This is a genomic window from Escherichia sp. E.sYA108 (assembly GCF_011754335.1).
In the GTDB taxonomy this organism is placed as follows: Bacteria; Pseudomonadota; Gammaproteobacteria; order Enterobacterales; family Enterobacteriaceae; genus Escherichia; species Escherichia coli.
The window spans coordinates 3328404-3350139 of the sequence record NZ_JAAQVZ010000001.1 but is presented as its reverse complement, the minus strand read 5'-3'; the positions used below and the strand labels follow the sequence as shown (position 1 = coordinate 3350139).

Below are 21736 nucleotides of genomic sequence, written 5' to 3'. Positions count from 1 at the left end.
CAGGCATAAAAATTGGGGGAGGTGCCTATGCTCAATCAAGAACTGGAACTCAGTTTAAATATGGCTTTCGCCAGAGCGCGCGAGCACCGTCATGAGTTTATGACCGTCGAGCACTTGTTACTGGCGCTGCTCAGTAACCCATCTGCCCGGGAGGCGCTGGAAGCGTGTTCTGTGGATTTGGTTGCGCTCCGTCAGGAACTGGAAGCCTTTATTGAACAAACCACACCCGTTCTGCCTGCCAGTGAAGAGGAGCGCGACACACAGCCGACGCTGAGTTTTCAGCGTGTACTGCAACGTGCGGTCTTCCATGTCCAGTCCTCCGGTCGCAATGAGGTTACCGGTGCAAACGTTCTGGTCGCTATCTTTAGCGAACAGGAGTCGCAGGCGGCATATCTGTTGCGCAAACATGAAGTCAGCCGTCTCGATGTGGTGAACTTTATCTCTCATGGCACGCGTAAAGACGAGCCGACACAGTCTTCTGATCCTGGCAGCCAGCCAAACAGCGAAGAACAAGCTGGTGGGGAGGAACGTATGGAGAATTTCACGACGAACCTGAATCAGCTTGCGCGAGTGGGCGGAATCGACCCACTGATTGGTCGTGAGAAGGAGCTGGAGCGTGCTATTCAGGTTCTCTGCCGTCGCCGTAAAAACAACCCGCTGCTGGTGGGGGAGTCTGGTGTCGGTAAAACCGCGATTGCGGAGGGGCTTGCATGGCGAATTGTTCAGGGCGATGTGCCGGAAGTGATGGCTGACTGTACGATTTACTCTCTCGATATCGGTTCTCTGTTAGCGGGCACAAAATATCGCGGCGACTTTGAAAAACGTTTTAAAGCGTTGCTCAAGCAGCTGGAGCAAGACACTAACAGCATCCTGTTTATTGATGAGATCCACACCATTATCGGTGCGGGTGCAGCGTCTGGTGGCCAGGTCGATGCGGCTAACCTGATTAAACCGTTGCTCTCCAGCGGTAAAATCCGCGTAATTGGTTCGACAACCTATCAGGAGTTCAGCAACATTTTCGAGAAAGACCGTGCTCTGGCGCGTCGCTTCCAGAAAATTGATATTACTGAACCGTCAATCGAAGAAACTGTTCAAATCATCAATGGCCTGAAACCGAAGTATGAAGCGCACCACGACGTGCGTTATACCGCAAAAGCGGTGCGTGCTGCGGTAGAGCTGGCGGTGAAATACATTAACGATCGTCATCTGCCGGATAAAGCGATTGATGTTATCGACGAAGCGGGCGCTCGCGCACGTCTGATGCCGGTAAGCAAACGCAAGAAAACCGTTAATGTGGCGGATATTGAATCCGTGGTGGCCCGTATTGCACGCATTCCAGAGAAGAGTGTTTCTCAGAGTGACCGCGATACCCTGAAAAACCTCGGCGATCGCCTGAAAATGCTGGTCTTCGGTCAGGATAAAGCCATTGAGGCGCTGACTGAAGCCATTAAGATGGCGCGTGCAGGTTTAGGTCACGAACATAAACCGGTCGGTTCGTTCCTGTTTGCCGGCCCTACTGGGGTCGGGAAAACAGAGGTGACGGTACAGCTTTCGAAAGCGTTGGGCATTGAGCTTCTGCGCTTTGATATGTCTGAGTATATGGAACGCCATACCGTCAGCCGTCTGATTGGTGCGCCTCCGGGATACGTTGGTTTTGATCAGGGCGGTTTGCTGACTGATGCGGTCATCAAGCATCCACATGCGGTGCTGCTGCTGGACGAAATCGAGAAAGCGCACCCGGACGTGTTCAACATCCTCTTGCAGGTGATGGATAACGGTACGCTGACCGATAACAACGGACGCAAAGCGGACTTCCGTAACGTGGTGCTGGTGATGACCACTAACGCGGGGGTACGTGAAACCGAGCGCAAATCCATTGGTCTTATCCACCAGGATAACAGCACCGATGCGATGGAAGAGATCAAGAAGATCTTTACACCGGAATTCCGTAACCGTCTCGACAACATTATCTGGTTCGATCATCTGTCAACCGACGTGATCCATCAGGTGGTGGATAAATTCATCGTCGAGTTGCAGGTTCAGTTGGATCAGAAAGGTGTTTCTCTGGAAGTGAGCCAGGAAGCGCGTAACTGGCTGGCCGAGAAAGGTTACGACCGGGCAATGGGCGCTCGTCCGATGGCGCGTGTCATCCAGGACAACCTGAAAAAACCGCTCGCCAACGAACTGCTGTTTGGTTCGCTGGTGGACGGCGGTCAGGTCACCGTCGCGCTGGATAAAGAGAAAAATGAGCTGACTTACGGATTCCAGAGTGCACAAAAGCACAAGGCGGAAGCAGCGCATTAATCTGATTGTCAGGTAGGTTGGTCAAGTCCGTAATCTCGAAAGAGGTTGCGGACTTTTTATTTATGGGGTGGAACGGTGAAAACCCTATTTTTGGAGGTGAAGGTAAGTTGTTGATAATTAGTGCTGCTGGAAAAGGTAAGGATAAAAAAGGGTGACAGCAGGAAAATGAGATGGTTTTGCTTTATTAACAACGGACTAAACGTGTAGTATTTGAGTTCACTGCCGTACAGGCAGCTTAGAAAGGAACAATCTTGCAAAGGCTGTGAAAGTTGGCGTTCACTGCCGTACAGGCAGATAAAATGCGAAAAAAACTCGTACTTTCGTACGAGCTCTTCTTTGAATATGGCGGTGAGGGGGGGATTCGAACCCCCGATACGTTGCCGTATACACACTTTCCAGGCGTGCTCCTTCAGCCACTCGGACACCTCACCAAATTGTTTTGCTACCAAACCTCATGGGTGGCAACGGGGCGCTACTATAGGGAGTTGGAGTAAAACGGTCAAGAAGAATTTTAATGATAATTATTGTTTGCTCATACTGTAAACAAGTTGTGCAGTATATCTACATCGAGACAAGTTATGGACTTATACTTCCAAAGTACTTCATACATATCACAAAATAAAAAGGCCGGTTAAACCGACCTTTTACTCGTTCTTTCTCTTCGCCCATCAGGCGGTAAAACAATCAGCGACTACGGAAGACAATGCGGCCTTTGCTCAGGTCGTACGGGGTCAGTTCAACAGTCACTTTGTCGCCCGTCAGGATGCGGATGTAGTTTTTGCGCATTTTACCGGAGATGTGTGCAGTAACCACGTGACCGTTTTCTAACTCTACGCGGAACATGGTATTAGGCAACGTTTCAAGAACGGTACCTTGCATTTCAATATTGTCTTCTTTGGCCATCTAATCCTCTGGGGTATCACTACCGTAATTTGAACCGGCAAGATAATGCCGAAGTTCTGTAAATAAGTAAAGATTTGCGCGCTAAATCGCAACAAACAGGTTCGGCACATTACTCCGAAAACACACGGCTAAGCCGCACCAAAAGCGCAACGTATAAGGGAGCGGTGAGATAAACGATAGGCGTTACCTGACGCGAAAAATTCCTTATCGGCAGCGGGGTAATGAGCGTAACCAACTCTGCGACCGCAATTATAACACTCTGGGGAGAAATGTGCCGAAAACATTCATTCTTGTGGTGAAAACAAGCACCGTGGTACCCAGAAATTATTCGGCAATCGTCCGAGGCGCATTTGATTGAGATAATTTAGATAATCCCGGCGGGGAATTTCGCAGGCACCAAGCGAAGCTGTGTGATCGTTAAGGACCTGGCAGTCGATAAGTTTACCGCCATGACCAATAAATTCCTCACAGAAGACCAGTAGCGCCGTTTTGGACGCGTTTTCCATCCGGCTGAACATGGACTCGCCACAAAATAGCGTTCCCTGGGCCACACCGTACATACCGCCAACAAGCTCATCTTCACACCAGACTTCGATGGAGTGGGCATGACCGAGTTCGTGAAGACGATGGTAGGCTTCGACCACGCCACGCGTGATCCAGGTTCCTTCTTCGCGATCGCTGGCACAGCCTTCAATGACCTGACCAAAGGCGTAATTCATCGTGACACGATAGGGCGAGCGTTTATGAAATCGTTTCATACTACGGCTGATATGCAGTGATTCTGGCCATAGCACCGCGCGGGGATCGGGCGACCACCAGAGGATGGGGTCGCCTGGAGAAAACCACGGGAAAATACCACGCTGATAAGCCATTAATAGGCGCGCAGGGCTAAGATCGCCCCCCAGTGCCAGCAGGCCGTTAGGCTCACGTAATGCGCCTTCCGGGGAAGGGAAGGCTATTGAATGGCGAGAAAGCTGAACCAGGCGCATGACCGCAAAACTCCACGCAAGTCGGATCGTTCAATAATAGCTTACAAACCCTGCTTAAACTGGTAATAACGCCCCTGTCTGGCAAGCAGTTCTGCGTGAGTACCTTGCTCAATAATTTGCCCGTTGTCCATCACTATTATTTGTTGGAAACGAGAGAGTCCGCGAAGTCGATGGGTGACCATTAACACCGTTTTCTCGCACATCATTTCTGCAAGCAATTCAAGGATCTGACTTTCGGTTGTGGCATCTAAGCCTTCTGTAGGTTCATCCAGCAATACCAGCGGCGCATCATGTAACAGCGCACGGGCGATAGCCAGACGGCGCAGTTCACCACCGGAGAGCTGGCGTCCGCCTTCACCTAACCAACTGTTGAGACCTGCATCCTCGAGCAGCTTCTCCAGACCAACGCGACGCAAGATCTCCGCCAGAGCCTCATCACTACTACCAGGCGAGGCGAGTAACAGATTATCACGCAGCGTGGCGCTAAACAGATGCACTCGCTGGGGAACAACGCTGATGGTCTGTCGTAGAGCCGCTTCATTCAGGCTGGCTATGGGACTATCGTTAAGCAAAATCTCGCCCTGTTGCGGGTCCCATGCGCGGGTCAGCAGTTGTAACAGTGTTGATTTGCCGCATCCGGTTCGCCCGAGAATCGCAATATGTTCCCCGGCGTTTACCTGAAGATAAATCCCTTTAAGTGCCTGTTGGGATTGCTCCGGATAAGTGAACTGAACATCCCGTAATGTCAGCGAAACGCGATCGGCAACACGAGTTTGGGTATCAGGGAAGGTGACTTCCGGTTTTTGATCCGTTAAATCAGTGATCCGTACGGCAGAGGCAATGACTTGCCCCAGATGCTGAAATGCACCCGTTACTGGTGCCAGCGCTTCAAACGCGGCTAACGCGCAGAAGACAAACAGGGCAATTAACGCGCCGGGTTGAGCATTGCCGCCAACGCCGCCGGACGCCATCCACAGCATCAGGATCACCGCTAACGCGCCAATGAGCAGCATTATCGCTTGCGACAATGCGGTCAGTTCAGATTGACGGCGTTGCGCTTCCAGCCACTGAATTTCGGTATTCTCTAATTGCGTGCGATAACGATCGCTGGCACCAAAAATGGTCAGCTCAGCTTGCCCTTGCAGCCAGGCCGTCAGTTGTTGGCGATACTGCCCGCGAAGATGAGTCAGATTTTGCCCGGTGCTTTTTCCCGCACGATAAAACAGCGGTGGCATCAGGAAAAGCGTCAGTAACATAATGCCGCCCAGCGTAAAGGCGAGGGTGAAATCAAGGAAACTTAACCCGATTGTCACCACCATAATCACCACAAAAGCGCCCACCAGCGGCGAGATAACGCGCAGGTAAAGATGATCGAGCGTATCAACATCCGCCACCACGCGGTTGAGTAATTCGCCCTGACGATAGCGCGCCAGTCCGGCAGGGGAGAGGGGCAGCAATTTGCTGAAGGTGTATATGCGCAGATGCTGCAACACGCGGAAAGTCGCGTCGTGACTTATCAGACGTTCAAAATAACGCCCGGCAGTACGGGTGATTGCTGCGCCACGCACGCCCGCAGCGGGTAGCATATAGTTGAAGCTGTACAGTCCGGCAACCCCCGCAACCGCTGAGGCGGAGAGGAACCAGCCCGAAAGTGTCAACAGACCGATACTGGCGAGCAGCGTGACAATTGCCAGCACGATACCAAGACTTAACATCCATTTATGACGTTTATACAGTGCCAGATAGGGTAGCAAAGCGCGCATTTAAATCTCCTCCTGACGATGGGCCAGTAATGTGGCGAATGGGCCGCCAGCCACACTTAATTCCGCGTAACGTCCTTGCTCAATAATCTGACCATCCTGCATTACCCAAATGACATCCCAGTCAGCAAGATCTTCTAACTGGTGGGTGACCATTAACGTTGTCTGGCGCAGAGAGGCGGCATTCAGCGCCTCCATTACGCGCTGTTCACTGTGAGCATCAAGGCTGGCAGCGGGTTCATCCAACAGTAATAGCGAACAGGGATTTAGTAACGCACGGGCCACCGCCACGCGCTGCGCCTGCCCCACGGAAAGGCGGGCAGCCTGGTCGCCAACAGGCGTATCAACCCCTTGCGGCAGGAGCGGTAGAAACTCACTGACCCAGGCGTTATCCAGCGCTGTTTGTAACTCTTGTTCGCTGGCATCAGGTCGCGCCAGTAGTACGTTATCCCGTAATGTTGCTGCCGGTAATTGTGGGTTTTGCCCAACCCAGGAGAGATGTTTACGCCATGATTCCGGTGATAAATCGCGTAATTCTATCCCGTTGATTCGTAGCGATCCCTGATATGAGAGAAAACCAGAAAGCGCGTTCAGCAGTGAACTTTTACCTGAACCGCTGCGACCAACCAACACTGCTCGTTGGCCTGCTGGCAAAGTAAAATTCAGCGGTCCGGCCAGCGTTTTACCTTCCGGCGACGTGATAAACAGATCCTCGGCTTCAATGGTCACCGGATCGGTCGATGCTAATTCCGCCTCACCGCGCTGCGGATGGGCGAGCGGGGTTTCCATAAACGTTTTCAAACTGTCAGCTGCACCAACAGCCTGGGCTTTAGCATGATAAAACGTACCGAGATCGCGTAATGGCTGGAAAAACTCTGGCGCAAGGATCAGGGCCAGAAAACCCGCAGCCAGCGTCACGCCAGTATCGTAGTGACCAAAATCCAGCTCGCCGAGGTAGGAAAAACCAAAGTAGACCGCCACCAGAGCAATCGACAGCGAGGTAAAAAATTCGAGAATGCCGGAGGATAAAAACGCCAGCCGTAGCACTTCCATTGTCCGTTGGCGGAAATCTTCCGAAGCAGAACGAATACTTTCAATTTCAGCTTCACCACGACCAAAAATACGCAATGTTTCCATGCCGCGCAGGCGATCGAGGAAATGCCCACTTAAGCGAGCAAGAGCGAGAAAGTTACGTCGGTTAGCATCGGCAGCCCCCATTCCAACCAGCGCCATAAATAACGGAATTAGCGGTGCAGTGCCCAGCAGAATGAGCGCCGCGGCCCAGTTAGAGGGGAAGATAGCCACCACAATCAGCAGCGGCACCGACACTGCCAGCGCCATTTGCGGCAGGTAGCGTGCATAGTAATCATGCATATCGTCAATTTGCTCGAGTACCAGCGTCGCCCAGCTCCCCGCTGGTTTACCCTGAATCCACGCTGGCCCTGCTTGTTGCAGACGGTCGAGAACCTGACGGCGGATGGCAAAGCGGATATGCTGCCCGGCGTGATAACCCACCCGTTCGCGTAACCAGACCACCCATGCGCGCAGTACAAAGGTCAGAAACAGTAACGTAAAGGGAAGCAGCAGGGCTTCACGGGGAATATTCTCCATAATCATATGTTGCAGAATTCGCGCCATGAACCAGGCCTGGGCAATGATCAATATGCCGCTCACAAAGCCCAGCAGACGAGAAATATTCAGCCAACGTTGGGAGATGACGCTTTGCTGTTTTAACCAGCGGGTTAATTCTTTTTGACGGGATTTATTCATTGCACGCTTAGCAGGTGAGTTATCAGAATTATTTGCAGAGCAATGTTACAACGGGGAAAAAATAAAGGCGACCCATAGTCGCATGGTGTCGCCTTCTTTACTTTTGTTACTGATTTGTAAAATTATTTTGCGTCAGCTAAACCGTCGAGGTAGCGTTCCGCATCAAGAGCTGCCATGCAGCCTGTACCAGCAGATGTAATGGCCTGGCGATAAATGTGATCCATCACGTCGCCTGCGGCAAAGACGCCAGGGATGCTGGTCTGGGTGGCATTACCATGAATACCCGACTGTACTTTGATGTAGCCGTTTTCCAGTTCCAGCTGCCCTTCGAAAATGGCAGTATTCGGGCTGTGACCGATAGCAACAAACAGACCGGCAACGTCGAGTGACTCGATGTTATCGCTGTTTTGCGTATCGCGCAGACGAACGCCAGTGACACCCATCTGATCGCCGGTCACTTCTTCCAGCGTACGGTTGGTGTGCAGAATAATGTTGCCGTTCTCCACTTTATCCATCAGACGCTTAATGAGGATTTTTTCCGCACGGAAACCATCTCGGCGGTGAATCAGATGAACTTCCGAAGCGATGTTAGACAGATACAGCGCCTCTTCAACCGCGGTATTGCCGCCGCCGATGACCGCAACTTTCTGGTTGCGATAGAAGAAACCGTCGCAGGTTGCACAAGCAGAAACTCCACGGCCTTTAAAGGCTTCTTCAGAGGGCAGGCCGAGATAGCGTGCAGAAGCTCCGGTGGCAATAATCAGCGCGTCGCAAGTGTATTCGCCGCTATCGCCAGTCAGACGGAACGGACGATTCTGCAAATCAACTTTGTTGATGTGATCAAAGATGATTTCAGTTTCAAATTTGGTGGCATGTTCGTGCATGCGCTCCATTAATAACGGACCGGTCAGATCGTTTGGATCGCCAGGCCAGTTTTCCACTTCCGTGGTGGTGGTCAGTTGGCCGCCTTTTTCCATGCCGGTAATCAGCACAGGTTGCAGGTTGGCGCGCGCCGCGTAGACAGCAGCGGTGTATCCCGCTGGGCCTGAACCCAGGATAAGCAGTTTACTGTGTTTGGTCGTGCCCATGAGATCCCCATAGTTGTTGGCAGACAATGGCAGGATTGTAGGGAATTTACAGACGTAAAAAAAGAGTATGACGATTTTGTTAACAATTTGTGCAATCGGCAGCATCGATAAGCAGGTCAAATTCTCCCGTCATTATCACCTCTGCTACTTAAATTTCCCGCTTTATAAGCCGATTAAATGATGAATAAACGCCCCTGTTAATGAATATCTGGCATGTTGTACTAAAAATCGATGTTTTGCTTTGACAATCCCCTGGTGTTTTGCGAAAACATTCGAGGAAGAAAAAAAACAGTATTCTTATATGCGCATAACCATGCATGTAAATACCATGTTTACCGTGCTAGTGAAATCTACGTATGGCGTGGACAGACGCCATTCGTGATGTCGATAGCTGCCACAAGGCAACGGTCTTCTCACCGTAGACCCAGGCATTGCGCGCCGTGAATCTTCATGATTTCGGTCTATCGTGACGGGTAGCGACTCTGAACAGTGATGTTTCAGGGTCAGACAGGAGTAGGGAAGGAATACAGAGAGACAATAATAATGGTAGATAGCAAGAAGCGCCCTGGCAAAGATCTCGACCGTATCGATCGTAACATTCTTAATGAGTTGCAAAAGGATGGGCGTATTTCTAACGTCGAGCTTTCTAAACGTGTGGGACTTTCCCCAACGCCGTGCCTTGAGCGTGTGCGTCGGCTGGAAAGACAAGGGTTTATTCAGGGCTATACGGCGCTGCTGAACCCCCATTATCTGGATGCATCACTTCTGGTATTCGTTGAGATTACTCTGAATCGTGGCGCACCGGATGTGTTTGAACAATTCAATACCGCTGTACAAAAACTTGAAGAAATTCAGGAGTGTCATTTAGTATCCGGTGATTTCGACTACCTGTTGAAAACACGCGTGCCGGATATGTCTGCTTACCGTAAGTTACTGGGGGAAACCCTGCTGCGTCTGCCTGGCGTCAATGACACACGGACATACGTTGTTATGGAAGAAGTCAAGCAGAGTAATCGTCTGGTTATTAAGACGCGCTAACACGGAACAGGTGCAAAATCGGCGTATTTTGATTACACTCCTGTTAATCCATACAGCAACAGTACTGGGGTAACCTGGTACTGTTGTCCGTTTTAGCATCGGGCAGGAAAAGCCTGTAACCTGGAGAGCCTTTCTTGAGCCAGGAATACACTGAAGACAAAGAAGTCACATTGACAAAGTTAAGTAGCGGCCGCCGTCTTCTGGAGGCGTTGCTGATCCTTATTGTCCTGTTTGCCGTCTGGTTGATGGCTGCCTTACTAAGCTTTAACCCTTCGGACCCCAGCTGGTCGCAAACGGCCTGGCATGAACCTATCCATAATTTAGGTGGGATGCCCGGTGCGTGGTTGGCAGATACGCTGTTCTTTATTTTTGGCGTGATGGCTTACACCATTCCCGTCATTATTGTCGGCGGTTGTTGGTTTGCCTGGCGTCATCAGTCCAGCGACGAATACATTGATTATTTTGCCGTTTCGCTACGCATCATTGGCGTTTTGGCGCTCATCCTTACCTCCTGTGGTCTGGCGGCAATCAACGCTGACGATATCTGGTATTTTGCCTCCGGTGGCGTCATTGGCAGCTTACTAAGCACTACGCTACAACCACTGCTACACAGTAGCGGGGGAACTATTGCGCTGCTCTGCGTTTGGGCAGCGGGCCTGACGCTGTTCACCGGTTGGTCATGGGTGACCATTGCTGAAAAACTCGGCGGCTGGATTTTAAATATTCTTACCTTCGCCAGTAATCGTACCCGTCGCGATGATACCTGGGTCGATGAAGATGAGTATGAAGACGACGAAGAGTATGAAGATGAAAATCACGGCAAACAGCATGAATCACGCCGTGCCCGTATTCTTCGCGGCGCGCTAGCGCGTCGTAAACGGTTGGCGGAAAAATTCATTAATCCGATGGGGCGGCAAACAGATGCTGCGCTGTTCTCCGGTAAGCGGATGGATGATGAAGAAGAGATTACCTACACTGCACGCGGTGTGGCTGCTGACCCTGACGACGTCCTGTTTTCGGGCAATCGTGCAACGCAGCCAGAATATGACGAATACGATCCATTATTAAACGGTGCGCCAATTACCGAACCTGTTGCTGTAGCAGCTGCTGCTACCACGGCGACACAAAGCTGGGCTGCACCGGTTGAACCTGTGACTCAGACGCCGCCAGTTGCCTCTGTTGATGTTCCACCTACGCAACCTACAGTAGCCTGGCAGCCTGTACCGGGGCCGCAAACGGGAGAACCGGTTATTGCACCTGCACCGGAAGGTTACCCACACCAGTCACAATATGCGCAGCCTGCAGTGCAATATAATGAGCCGCTGCAACAACCTGTACAGCCACAGCAGCCGTATTATGCGCCTGCGGCTGAACAACCTGTGCAACAACCTTACTACGCTCCTGCGGCGGAACAACCTGTTCAGCAACCGTATTACGCCCCTGCGCCAGAACAACCGGTGGCAGGTAACGCCTGGCAAGCCGAAGAGCAGCAATCCACTTTTGCTCCACAGTCTACATACCAGACGGAGCAAACTTATCAGCAGCCAGCTGCTCAGGAGCCGTTGTACCAACAGCCGCAACCCGTTGAACAGCAGCCTGTTGTGGAGCCTGAACCCGTTGTAGAAGAGACAAAACCCACGCGTCCGCCGCTTTACTATTTTGAAGAAGTGGAAGAGAAGCGAGCCCGTGAACGTGAACAACTTGCGGCCTGGTATCAACCGATTCCAGAACCGGTTAAAGAACCGGAACCGATCAAATCTTCGCTGAAAGCACCTTCTGTTGCAGCAGTACCTCCAGTAGAAGCCGCTGCCGCTGTTTCTCCGCTGGCATCTGGTGTGAAAAAAGCGACACTGGCGACGGGGGCTGCCGCAACCGTTGCCGCGCCAGTCTTCAGTCTGGCAAATAGCGGTGGACCGCGTCCGCAGGTCAAAGAGGGGATTGGCCCGCAGTTGCCACGACCGAAACGCATCCGCGTGCCAACTCGTCGTGAACTGGCGTCTTACGGTATTAAGCTGCCCTCACAGCGTGCGGCAGAAGAAAAAGCCCGCGAAGCCCAGCGTAATCAGTACGATTCTGGCGATCAGTACAACGATGATGAAATCGATGCGATGCAGCAGGATGAACTGGCACGTCAGTTCGCCCAGACGCAGCAGCAACGCTATGGCGAACAGTATCAACATGATGTGCCCGTGAACACAGAAGATGCAGATGCTGCGGCAGAGGCAGAACTGGCTCGTCAGTTTGCTCAAACTCAACAACAACGTTATTCCGGCGAACAACCGGCTGGGGCGAATCCGTTCTCGCTGGATGATTTTGAATTTTCGCCAATGAAAGCGTTGCTGGATGATGGTCCACACGAACCGCTGTTTACGCCAATTGTTGAACCTGTACAGCAGCCGCAACAACCGGTAGCACCGCAGCAGCAATATCAGCAGCCGCAACAACCGGTAGCACCGCAGCCGCAGTATCAGCAGCCGCAACAACCGGTTGCACCGCAGCCGCAGTATCAGCAGCCGCAATATCAACAGCCGCAACAACCGGTTGCACCGCAGCAGCAATATCAGCAGCCACAACAGCCGGTTACACAGCAGCCGCAGTATCAGCAGCCGCAACAGCCGGTTGTACCACAGCCGCAGGATACCCTGCTTCATCCGCTGTTGATGCGTAATGGCGACAGCCGTCCGTTGCATAAACCGACGACGCCACTGCCTTCTCTGGATTTGCTGACACCGCCGCCGAGCGAAGTGGAGCCGGTAGATACCTTTGCGCTTGAACAAATGGCGCGCCTGGTAGAAGCGCGTCTGGCTGATTTCCGTATTAAAGCCGATGTTGTCAATTACTCTCCGGGGCCAGTTATCACTCGCTTTGAATTGAACCTGGCACCGGGCGTAAAAGCAGCGCGCATTTCTAACTTGTCACGTGACCTTGCCCGTTCACTTTCGACGGTGGCGGTGCGTGTCGTTGAAGTTATTCCTGGCAAACCCTATGTAGGTCTGGAGTTACCGAATAAAAAACGACAAACCGTTTATCTGCGCGAAGTTTTGGATAACGCCAAATTCCGCGATAATCCGTCGCCATTAACCGTGGTGCTGGGTAAAGATATCGCCGGTGAGCCGGTGGTTGCCGATCTGGCGAAAATGCCGCACTTGTTGGTTGCGGGGACTACCGGTTCCGGTAAGTCTGTCGGGGTGAATGCGATGATCCTGAGCATGCTTTATAAAGCACAGCCAGAAGATGTACGTTTCATCATGATCGACCCGAAAATGCTGGAGCTTTCGGTTTATGAAGGCATTCCGCACCTGTTAACGGAAGTTGTTACTGATATGAAAGATGCCGCCAACGCGCTGCGCTGGTGTGTTAACGAGATGGAGCGTCGTTATAAACTGATGTCTGCGCTGGGTGTGCGTAATCTGGCGGGTTATAACGAAAAAATTGCTGAAGCCGATCGCATGATGCGTCCGATTCCAGACCCGTACTGGAAGCCGGGTGATAGTATGGATGCGCAGCATCCGGTGCTGAAAAAAGAACCATACATTGTGGTGTTGGTGGACGAATTTGCCGACCTGATGATGACGGTAGGTAAAAAAGTGGAAGAGCTGATAGCACGTCTGGCGCAAAAAGCCCGTGCCGCGGGTATCCACCTCGTACTGGCAACGCAGCGTCCATCGGTTGATGTTATTACTGGTCTGATTAAAGCGAATATTCCGACCCGTATCGCCTTTACCGTATCCAGTAAGATTGACTCACGTACCATTCTTGATCAGGCTGGTGCGGAATCACTGCTGGGTATGGGGGATATGCTCTACTCTGGGCCGAACTCCACGTTGCCGGTACGTGTCCATGGTGCTTTTGTTCGCGATCAGGAAGTTCATGCCGTGGTGCAGGACTGGAAAGCGCGTGGTCGCCCACAGTATGTTGATGGCATCACCTCCGACAGTGAAAGCGAAGGTGGCGTGGGCGGTTTCGATGGCGCTGAAGAACTGGATCCGTTGTTCGATCAGGCGGTGCAGTTTGTCACTGAAAAACGCAAAGCGTCAATTTCTGGCGTACAGCGTCAGTTCCGCATTGGTTATAACCGTGCAGCGCGTATTATCGAACAGATGGAAGCGCAGGGGATTGTCAGCGAACAGGGGCACAACGGTAATCGTGAAGTGCTGGCCCCACCGCCATTTGACTAATTAATGCAACGTAGACCGGATAAGACGCGATAGCGTCGCATCCGGTATTCTATCAACTGAAAATTCAGTATTTTCTTCTTTCCTCAAGCTGATTATTAGCCTGGAATAGAGAGTAGAGGGAACTCCCGATTGGGAGTGACGTAATTTGAGGAATAATGATGAAAAAAATTGCCATCACCTGTGCATTACTCTCAAGCTTAGTAGCAAGCAGCGTTTGGGCTGATGCCGCAAGCGATCTTAAAAGCCGCCTGGATAAAGTCAGCAGCTTCCACGCCAGCTTCACACAGAAAGTGACTGACGGTAGCGGCGCGGCGGTGCAGGAAGGTCAGGGCGATCTGTGGGTGAAACGTCCAAACTTATTCAACTGGCATATGACTCAACCTGATGAAAGCATTCTGGTTTCTGACGGTAAAACACTGTGGTTCTATAACCCGTTCGTTGAGCAAGCTACGGCAACCTGGCTGAAAGATGCCACCGGTAATACGCCGTTTATGCTGATTGCCCGCAACCAGTCCAGCGACTGGCAGCAGTACAATATCAAACAGAATGGCGATGACTTTGTTCTGACGCCGAAAGCCAGCAATGGCAATCTGAAGCAGTTCACCATTAACGTGGGACGTGATGGCACAATCCATCAGTTTAGCGCGGTGGAGCAGGACGATCAGCGCAGCAGTTATCAGCTGAAATCCCAGCAAAATGGGGCTGTGGATGCAGCGAAATTTACCTTCACCCCGCCGCAAGGCGTCACGGTAGATGATCAACGTAAGTAGAGGCACCTGAGTGAGCAATCTGTCGCTCGATTTTTCGGATAATACTTTTCAACCTCTGGCCGCGCGTATGCGGCCAGAAAATTTAGCACAGTATATCGGCCAGCAACATTTGCTGGCTGCGGGGAAGCCGTTGCCGCGCGCTATCGAAGCCGGGCATCTGCATTCTATGATCCTCTGGGGGCCGCCGGGTACCGGCAAAACAACCCTCGCTGAAGTGATTGCCCGCTATGCGAACGCTGATGTGGAACGTATTTCTGCCGTCACCTCTGGTGTGAAAGAGATTCGCGAGGCGATCGAGCGCGCTCGGCAAAACCGCAATGCAGGTCGCCGCACTATTCTTTTTGTTGACGAAGTTCACCGTTTCAACAAAAGCCAGCAGGATGCATTTCTGCCACATATTGAAGACGGCACCATCACTTTTATTGGCGCAACCACTGAAAACCCGTCGTTTGAGCTTAATTCGGCACTGCTTTCCCGTGCCCGTGTCTATCTGTTGAAATCCCTGAGTACAGAGGATATTGAGCAAGTACTAACTCAGGCGATGGAAGACAAAACCCGTGGCTATGGTGGTCAGGATATTGTTCTGCCAGATGAAACACGACGCGCCATTGCTGAACTGGTGAATGGCGACGCGCGCCGGGCGTTAAATACGCTGGAAATGATGGCGGATATGGCCGAAGTCGATGATAGCGGTAAGCGGGTCCTGAAGCCTGAATTACTGACCGAAATCGCCGGTGAACGTAGCGCCCGCTTTGATAACAAAGGCGATCGCTTTTACGATCTGATTTCCGCACTGCATAAGTCGGTACGTGGTAGCGCACCCGATGCGGCGCTCTACTGGTATGCGCGAATTATTACCGCCGGTGGCGATCCGTTATATGTCGCGCGTCGTTGCCTGGCAATTGCTTCCGAAGATGTCGGCAATGCCGACCCACGGGCGATGCAGGTGGCAATTGCGGCCTGGGATTGCTTTACTCGCGTTGGCCCGGCGGAAGGTGAACGCGCCATTGCTCAGGCGATTGTTTACCTGGCCTGTGCGCCAAAAAGCAACGCTGTCTACACTGCGTTTAAAGCCGCGCTGGCCGATGCTCGCGAACGTCCGGATTATGACGTGCCGGTTCATTTGCGTAATGCGCCGACGAAATTAATGAAGGAAATGGGCTACGGGCAGGAATATCGTTACGCTCATGATGAAGCAAACGCTTATGCTGCCGGTGAGGTTTACTTCCCGCCGGAAATAGCACAAACACGCTATTATTTCCCGACAAACAGGGGCCTTGAAGGCAAGATTGGCGAAAAGCTCGCCTGGCTGGCTGAACAGGATCAAAATAGCCCCATAAAACGCTACCGTTAATGTTATCGTTGCGGTAATGTTGTTAATGTATCCCTGTGGTCGCAGGCTGTGGCCACATCTCCCATTTAATTCGATAAGCACAGGATAAGCATGCTCGATCCCAATCTGCTGCGTAATGAGCCAGACGCAGTCGCTGAAAAACTGGCACGCCGGGGCTTTAAGCTGGATGTAGATAAGCTGGGCGCTCTTGAGGAGCGTCGTAAAGTATTGCAGGTCAAAACGGAAAACCTGCAAGCGGAGCGTAACTCCCGATCGAAATCCATTGGCCAGGCGAAAGCGCGCGGGGAAGATATCGAGCCTTTACGTCTGGAAGTGAACAAACTGGGCGAAGAGCTGGATGCAGCAAAAGCCGAGCTGGATGCTTTACAGGCTGAAATTCGCGATATCGCGCTAACCATCCCTAACCTGCCTGCAGATGAAGTGCCGGTAGGTAAAGACGAAAATGACAACGTTGAAGTCAGTCGCTGGGGCACCCCGCGTGAGTTTGACTTTGAAGTTCGTGACCATGTGACGCTGGGTGAAATGCACTCTGGCCTCGACTTTGCAGCCGCAGTTAAGTTGACTGGTTCCCGCTTTGTGGTAATGAAAGGGCAGATTGCTCGCATGCACCGCGCACTGTCGCAGTTTATGCTGGATCTGCATACCGAACAGCATGGCTACAGTGAGAACTATGTTCCGTACCTGGTTAACCAGGACACGCTGTACGGTACGGGTCAGCTGCCGAAATTTGCTGGCGATCTGTTCCATACTCGTCCGCTGGAAGAAGAAGCAGACACCAGTAACTATGCGCTGATCCCAACGGCAGAAGTTCCGCTGACCAACCTGGTACGCGGTGAAATCATCGATGAAGATGATCTGCCAATTAAGATGACCGCCCACACCCCATGTTTCCGTTCTGAAGCTGGTTCATATGGTCGTGACACTCGTGGTCTGATCCGTATGCACCAGTTCGACAAAGTTGAAATGGTGCAGATCGTGCGCCCGGAAGACTCAATGGCGGCGCTGGAAGAGATGACCGGTCATGCGGAAAAAGTCCTGCAGCTGCTGGGCCTGCCGTACCGTAAAATCATCCTTTGTACCGGCGACATGGGCTTTGGCGCTTGCAAAACTTACGACCTGGAAGTATGGATCCCGGCACAGAACACCTACCGCGAGATCTCTTCCTGCTCCAACGTTTGGGATTTCCAGGCACGTCGTATGCAGGCACGTTGCCGTAGCAAGTCGGACAAGAAAACCCGTCTGGTTCATACCCTGAACGGTTCTGGTCTTGCTGTTGGTCGTACGCTGGTTGCAGTAATGGAAAACTATCAGCAGGCTGATGGTCGTATTGAAGTACCAGAAGTTCTGCGTCCGTATATGAACGGACTGGAATATATTGGCTAATACCCAATTTTTCTGAATCTAAAAAGCGCCTGCGGGCGCTTTTTTTGTCTCCCTTTGATACCGAACAATAATTACTCCTCACTTACAAGTAATACTACTTTCGAGTGAAAATCTACCTATCTCTTTGATTTTCAAATTATTCGATGTATACAAGCCTATATAGCGATCTGCTATAGAAATAATTACACAATACGGTTTGTTACTGGAATCAATCGTGAGCAAGCTTGAGTGAGCCATTATGAAAACGAAAATCCCTGATGCGGTATTGGCTGCTGAGGTGAGTCGCCGTGGTTTGGTAAAAACGACAGCGATCGGCGGCCTGGCAATGGCCAGCAGCGCATTAACATTACCTTTTAGTCGGATTGCGCACGCTGTCGATAGCGCTATTCCAACAAAATCAGACGAAAAGGTTATCTGGAGCGCCTGTACAGTTAACTGTGGTAGTCGCTGCCCGCTACGTATGCACGTAGTGGACGGTGAAATCAAATATGTCGAAACGGACAATACCGGCGATGACAATTACGACGGCCTGCACCAGGTTCGCGCCTGTCTGCGTGGGCGTTCCATGCGTCGCCGTGTCTACAATCCGGACCGCCTGAAATATCCGATGAAACGAGTCGGGGCGCGCGGTGAAGGCAAATTCGAGCGCATTAGCTGGGAAGAAGCCTACGACATCATCGCGACCAAAATGCAGCGCCTGATCAAAGAGTACGGCAACGAGTCTATCTATCTGAACTATGGCACCGGTACGCTGGGCGGCACCATGACCCGCTCGTGGCCGCCGGGAAATACCCTGGTCGCGCGGCTAATGAACTGCTGCGGCGGTTATCTGAACCATTATGGCGACTACTCCTCCGCGCAAATTGCGGAAGGTCTGAACTATACCTACGGCGGCTGGGCAGATGGTAACAGCCCGTCGGATATCGAAAACAGTAAACTGGTAGTGCTGTTTGGTAATAACCCTGGCGAAACGCGAATGAGTGGCGGTGGGGTGACTTACTATCTTGAACAGGCGCGCCAGAAATCTAATGCTCGCATGATCATCATCGATCCGCGCTATACCGACACCGGTGCCGGGCGTGAAGATGAGTGGATCCCTATTCGTCCGGGAACAGATGCCGCACTGGTTAACGGTCTGGCGTATGTCATGATCACCGAAAACCTGGTAGATCAGGAATTCCTCGATAAATATTGCGTTGGCTACGACGAGAAAACCCTGCCAGCCAGTGCGCCGAAAAATGGTCACTATAAAGCTTATATTCTGGGTGAAGGACCCGATGGCGTGGCTAAAACACCGGAATGGGCCTCGCAAATCACCGGTGTTCCGGCAGACAAAATCATCAAACTGGCTCGTGAAATCGGCAGTACCAAACCGGCGTTTATCAGCCAGGGATGGGGCCCGCAGCGTCATGCTAACGGTGAAATCGCAACCCGTGCTATCTCGATGCTGGCGATTCTGACCGGTAACGTTGGTATTAACGGGGGGAACAGCGGCGCGCGCGAAGGTTCATACAGCTTACCGTTTGTCCGTATGCCGACTCTCGAAAACCCGATCCAGACCAGCATTTCTATGTTTATGTGGACCGATGCCATTGAACGTGGCCCGGAAATGACGGCGCTGCGTGATGGTGTGCGCGGGAAAGATAAGCTGGATGTGCCGATCAAAATGATCTGGAACTATGCCGGTAACTGCCTGATTAATCAGCATTCTGAAATCAACCGTACCCATGAAATCCTTCAGGATGATAAGAAGTGCGAGCTGATTGTGGTTATCGACTGCCACATGACCTCATCGGCGAAATATGCTGACATCTTGCTGCCTGACTGCACCGCTTCCGAACAGATGGACTTTGCACTGGATGCATCCTGCGGGAATATGTCTTACGTTATTTTCAATGATCAGGTCATTAAACCGCGCTTTGAATGTAAGACTATCTATGAGATGACCAGCGAACTGGCAAAACGTCTTGGCGTCGAACAACAGTTTACTGAAGGTCGTACTCAGGAAGAGTGGATGCGGCATCTGTATGCCCAGTCGCGGGAAGCGATTCCTGAACTGCCAACGTTTGAAGAGTTCCGTAAGCAGGGGATCTTTAAAAAGCGCGATCCGCAAGGGCATCACGTTGCTTACAAAGCCTTCCGTGAAGATCCGCAGGCTAATCCATTGACCACGCCATCGGGCAAAATTGAGATCTATTCACAGGCGCTGGCTGACATTGCCGCTACCTGGGAATTGCCAGAAGGTGATGTGATCGATCCACTGCCGATCTATACGCCGGGCTTTGAAAGTTATCAGGATCCGCTGAACAAACAGTATCCGCTGCAGCTTACGGGTTTCCACTATAAATCTCGCGTTCACTCAACTTACGGCAACGTTGATGTGCTGAAAGCAGCTTGCCGTCAGGAAATGTGGATCAACCCGCTTGATGCGCAAAAACGCGGTATCAGCAACGGCGATAAAGTCAGGATCTTTAATGATCGTGGTGAGGTTCATATTGAGGCGAAAGTGACGCCACGAATGATGCCGGGTGTGGTCGCACTGGGTGAAGGTGCCTGGTATGACCCGGATACAAAACGTGTCGATAAGGGCGGTTGTATTAACGTACTGACCACTCAACGTCCGTCTCCTCTTGCCAAGGGGAATCCATCACATACGAACCTTGTTCAGGTTGAAAAGGTGTAAGGAGTAACCGATGACAACCCAGTATGGATTTTTTATTGATTCCAGCCGTTGCACCGGTTGCAAAACCTGCGAGCTGGCTTGTAAAGACTACAAAGATTTGACGCCAGAAGTCAGCTTCCGCCGCATTTATGAATATGCTGGTGGCGACTGGCAGGAAGATAACGGTGTCTGGCACCAGAACGTGTTTGCCTACTATCTGTCGATTTCATGTAACCACTGCGAAGATCCGGCTTGTACCAAAGTCTGCCCAAGCGGTGCGATGCATAAACGTGAAGATGGTTTTGTCGTTGTCGATGAAGATGTGTGTATTGGCTGTCGTTACTGCCATATGGCCTGCCCGTATGGCGCACCGCAGTACAACGCAACCAAAGGTCATATGACCAAATGTGATGGTTGCTATGACCGCGTCGCAGAAGGTAAAAAACCGATCTGCGTCGAATCTTGCCCGCTACGGGCGCTGGATTTCGGACCTATCGACGAGCTGCGTAAAAAACACGGCGATCTGGCGGCTGTTGCGCCGTTGCCGCGTGCGCACTTCACCAAACCGAATATTGTGATCAAACCTAACGCCAATAGCCGCCCAACCGGGGATACCACTGGCTATCTGGCAAACCCGAAGGAGGTGTGAGATGGGAAGTGGATGGCATGAATGGCCGCTGATGATCTTCACGGTTTTCGGGCAATGTGTAGCGGGTGGTTTTATCGTTCTGGCTTTGGCGCTGCTCAAAGGCGACCTGCGAGCAGAAGCCCAGCAGCGTGTTATCGCCTGCATGTTGGGTTTATGGGTGCTGATGGGCATTGGCTTTATCGCCTCTATGCTTCATCTTGGTTCACCGATGCGCGCTTTTAACTCGCTCAATCGGGTAGGGGCTTCAGCACTCAGTAACGAAATCGCCAGCGGTTCGATCTTTTTTGCTGTAGGCGGCATCGGCTGGTTGCTGGCAATGCTGAAAAAGCTTTCACCGGCATTGCGTACGCTTTGGCTGGTGGTGACGATGGTTCTTGGCGTAGTCTTTGTCTGGATGATGGTGCGTGTGTATAACAGCATCGATACAGTACCCACCTGGTACAGCATCTGGACACTGATGGGCTTCTTCCTGACGATGTTTATGGGCGGCCCGTTACTGGGTTACCTGTTGCTGAGTCTGGCTGGTGTCGATGGCTGGGCGATGCGTCTGCTGCCAGCCATTTCTGTTCTGGCACTGGTAGTGAGTGGCGTGATGTCAGTGATGCAGGGCGCAGAGCTGGCGACTATTCATAGCTCTGTGCAGCAGGCCGCAGCGCTGGTGCCGGACTATGGTGCGCTGATGTCCTGGCGGATTGTGCTTTTGGCCGTTGCCCTGTGCTTGTGGATTGCACCACAGCTAAAAGGTTATCAGCCTGCGGTTCCGCTACTTTCTGTATCATTCATTCTGCTTCTGGCAGGGGAATTAATCGGTCGTGGCGTATTCTATGGTTTGCATATGACCGTGGGGATGGCTGTCGCAAGTTAATCAGTAACAACCGGGGTTTCGGC

The 21736-nt window shown here is 51.9% G+C and carries 14 protein-coding genes, 1 tRNA gene and 2 pseudogenes; 9 read left to right on the top strand and 8 right to left on the bottom strand.

The window, feature by feature from the left end:
* Nucleotides 1-27 precede the first annotated feature (27 nt).
* A complete protein-coding gene (clpA, locus tag HBM92_RS16115) occupies nucleotides 28-2304 on the top strand; it encodes an ATP-dependent Clp protease ATP-binding subunit ClpA (RefSeq protein ID WP_000934041.1) in 2277 nt (758 codons plus the stop codon).
* Nucleotides 2305-2647: 343 nt separating this feature from the next.
* On the opposite strand, the gene HBM92_RS16110 is transcribed toward clpA, so the two are convergent.
* From HBM92_RS16110 to trxB, 8 genes and pseudogenes are all read right to left on the bottom strand, one after another.
* Nucleotides 2648-2735: transfer RNA gene (locus HBM92_RS16110), tRNA-Ser, on the bottom strand.
* Between the two features lie 253 nt (nucleotides 2736-2988).
* Nucleotides 2989-3207: a translation initiation factor IF-1 gene (gene infA, locus HBM92_RS16105; protein WP_001040187.1), complete on the bottom strand. Its 219-nt coding sequence runs from the start codon at nucleotides 3205-3207 to the stop codon at nucleotides 2989-2991.
* Nucleotides 3135-3287: pseudogene (locus tag HBM92_RS25900) on the bottom strand (hypothetical protein); the annotation flags it as partial. The pseudogene HBM92_RS25900 and the gene infA, both read right to left, overlap by 73 nt.
* A gap of 59 nt (nucleotides 3288-3346) precedes the next feature.
* A pseudogene (locus HBM92_RS25895) lies at nucleotides 3347-3491 on the bottom strand (hypothetical protein); the annotation flags it as partial.
* Nucleotides 3492-4196 (bottom strand): leucyl/phenylalanyl-tRNA--protein transferase, encoded by a 705-nt coding sequence (gene aat, locus HBM92_RS16100; RefSeq protein ID WP_001241667.1) that lies wholly within the window; start codon nucleotides 4194-4196, stop codon nucleotides 3492-3494. It lies immediately after the preceding pseudogene.
* 41 nt (nucleotides 4197-4237) lie between these two features.
* On the bottom strand, nucleotides 4238-5959 hold the full coding sequence (gene cydC, locus HBM92_RS16095; RefSeq protein ID WP_001202164.1) for a heme ABC transporter ATP-binding protein/permease CydC: 1722 nt from the start codon (nucleotides 5957-5959) through the stop codon (nucleotides 4238-4240).
* Nucleotides 5960-7726: a heme ABC transporter permease/ATP-binding protein CydD gene (gene cydD / locus HBM92_RS16090; RefSeq protein ID WP_001043561.1), complete on the bottom strand. Its 1767-nt coding sequence runs from the start codon at nucleotides 7724-7726 to the stop codon at nucleotides 5960-5962. It lies immediately after the preceding gene.
* A 122-nt stretch (nucleotides 7727-7848) separates the two neighbouring features.
* Nucleotides 7849-8814, bottom strand: coding sequence for a thioredoxin-disulfide reductase (gene trxB / locus HBM92_RS16085; RefSeq protein ID WP_000537432.1), 966 nt, complete (start codon nucleotides 8812-8814; stop codon nucleotides 7849-7851).
* 543 nt (nucleotides 8815-9357) lie between these two features.
* Between trxB and lrp the strand changes: the two genes are divergently transcribed.
* The 8 genes from lrp (at nucleotide 9358) to dmsC (ending at nucleotide 21713) form a co-directional block, all read left to right on the top strand.
* Nucleotides 9358-9852: a leucine-responsive transcriptional regulator Lrp gene (gene lrp, locus HBM92_RS16080; RefSeq protein WP_000228473.1), complete on the top strand. Its 495-nt coding sequence runs from the start codon at nucleotides 9358-9360 to the stop codon at nucleotides 9850-9852.
* A 134-nt stretch (nucleotides 9853-9986) separates the two neighbouring features.
* Nucleotides 9987-14030 (top strand): DNA translocase FtsK, encoded by a 4044-nt coding sequence (gene ftsK, locus HBM92_RS16075; RefSeq protein ID WP_000077100.1) that lies wholly within the window; start codon nucleotides 9987-9989, stop codon nucleotides 14028-14030.
* Nucleotides 14031-14188: 158 nt separating this feature from the next.
* Complete coding sequence (lolA, locus tag HBM92_RS16070) at nucleotides 14189-14800, top strand: outer membrane lipoprotein chaperone LolA (protein ID WP_001295343.1); 612 nt, start codon at nucleotides 14189-14191, stop codon at nucleotides 14798-14800.
* 10 nt (nucleotides 14801-14810) lie between these two features.
* A complete protein-coding gene (gene rarA, locus HBM92_RS16065) occupies nucleotides 14811-16154 on the top strand; it encodes a replication-associated recombination protein RarA (protein ID WP_000067755.1) in 1344 nt (447 codons plus the stop codon).
* 90 nt (nucleotides 16155-16244) lie between these two features.
* A complete protein-coding gene (serS, locus tag HBM92_RS16060; RefSeq protein WP_000886683.1) occupies nucleotides 16245-17537 on the top strand; it encodes a serine--tRNA ligase in 1293 nt (430 codons plus the stop codon).
* A gap of 238 nt (nucleotides 17538-17775) precedes the next feature.
* On the top strand, nucleotides 17776-20220 hold the full coding sequence (gene dmsA, locus HBM92_RS16055; RefSeq protein WP_000850287.1) for a dimethylsulfoxide reductase subunit A: 2445 nt from the start codon (nucleotides 17776-17778) through the stop codon (nucleotides 20218-20220).
* 10 nt (nucleotides 20221-20230) lie between these two features.
* Nucleotides 20231-20848, top strand: a complete 618-nt coding sequence (gene dmsB, locus HBM92_RS16050) for a dimethylsulfoxide reductase iron-sulfur subunit DmsB (RefSeq protein WP_000213094.1) — start codon at nucleotides 20231-20233, stop codon at nucleotides 20846-20848.
* A gap of 1 nt (nucleotide 20849) precedes the next feature.
* A complete protein-coding gene (dmsC, locus tag HBM92_RS16045) occupies nucleotides 20850-21713 on the top strand; it encodes a dimethyl sulfoxide reductase anchor subunit DmsC (RefSeq protein ID WP_000534660.1) in 864 nt (287 codons plus the stop codon).
* Nucleotides 21714-21736: the final 23 nt, after the last annotated feature.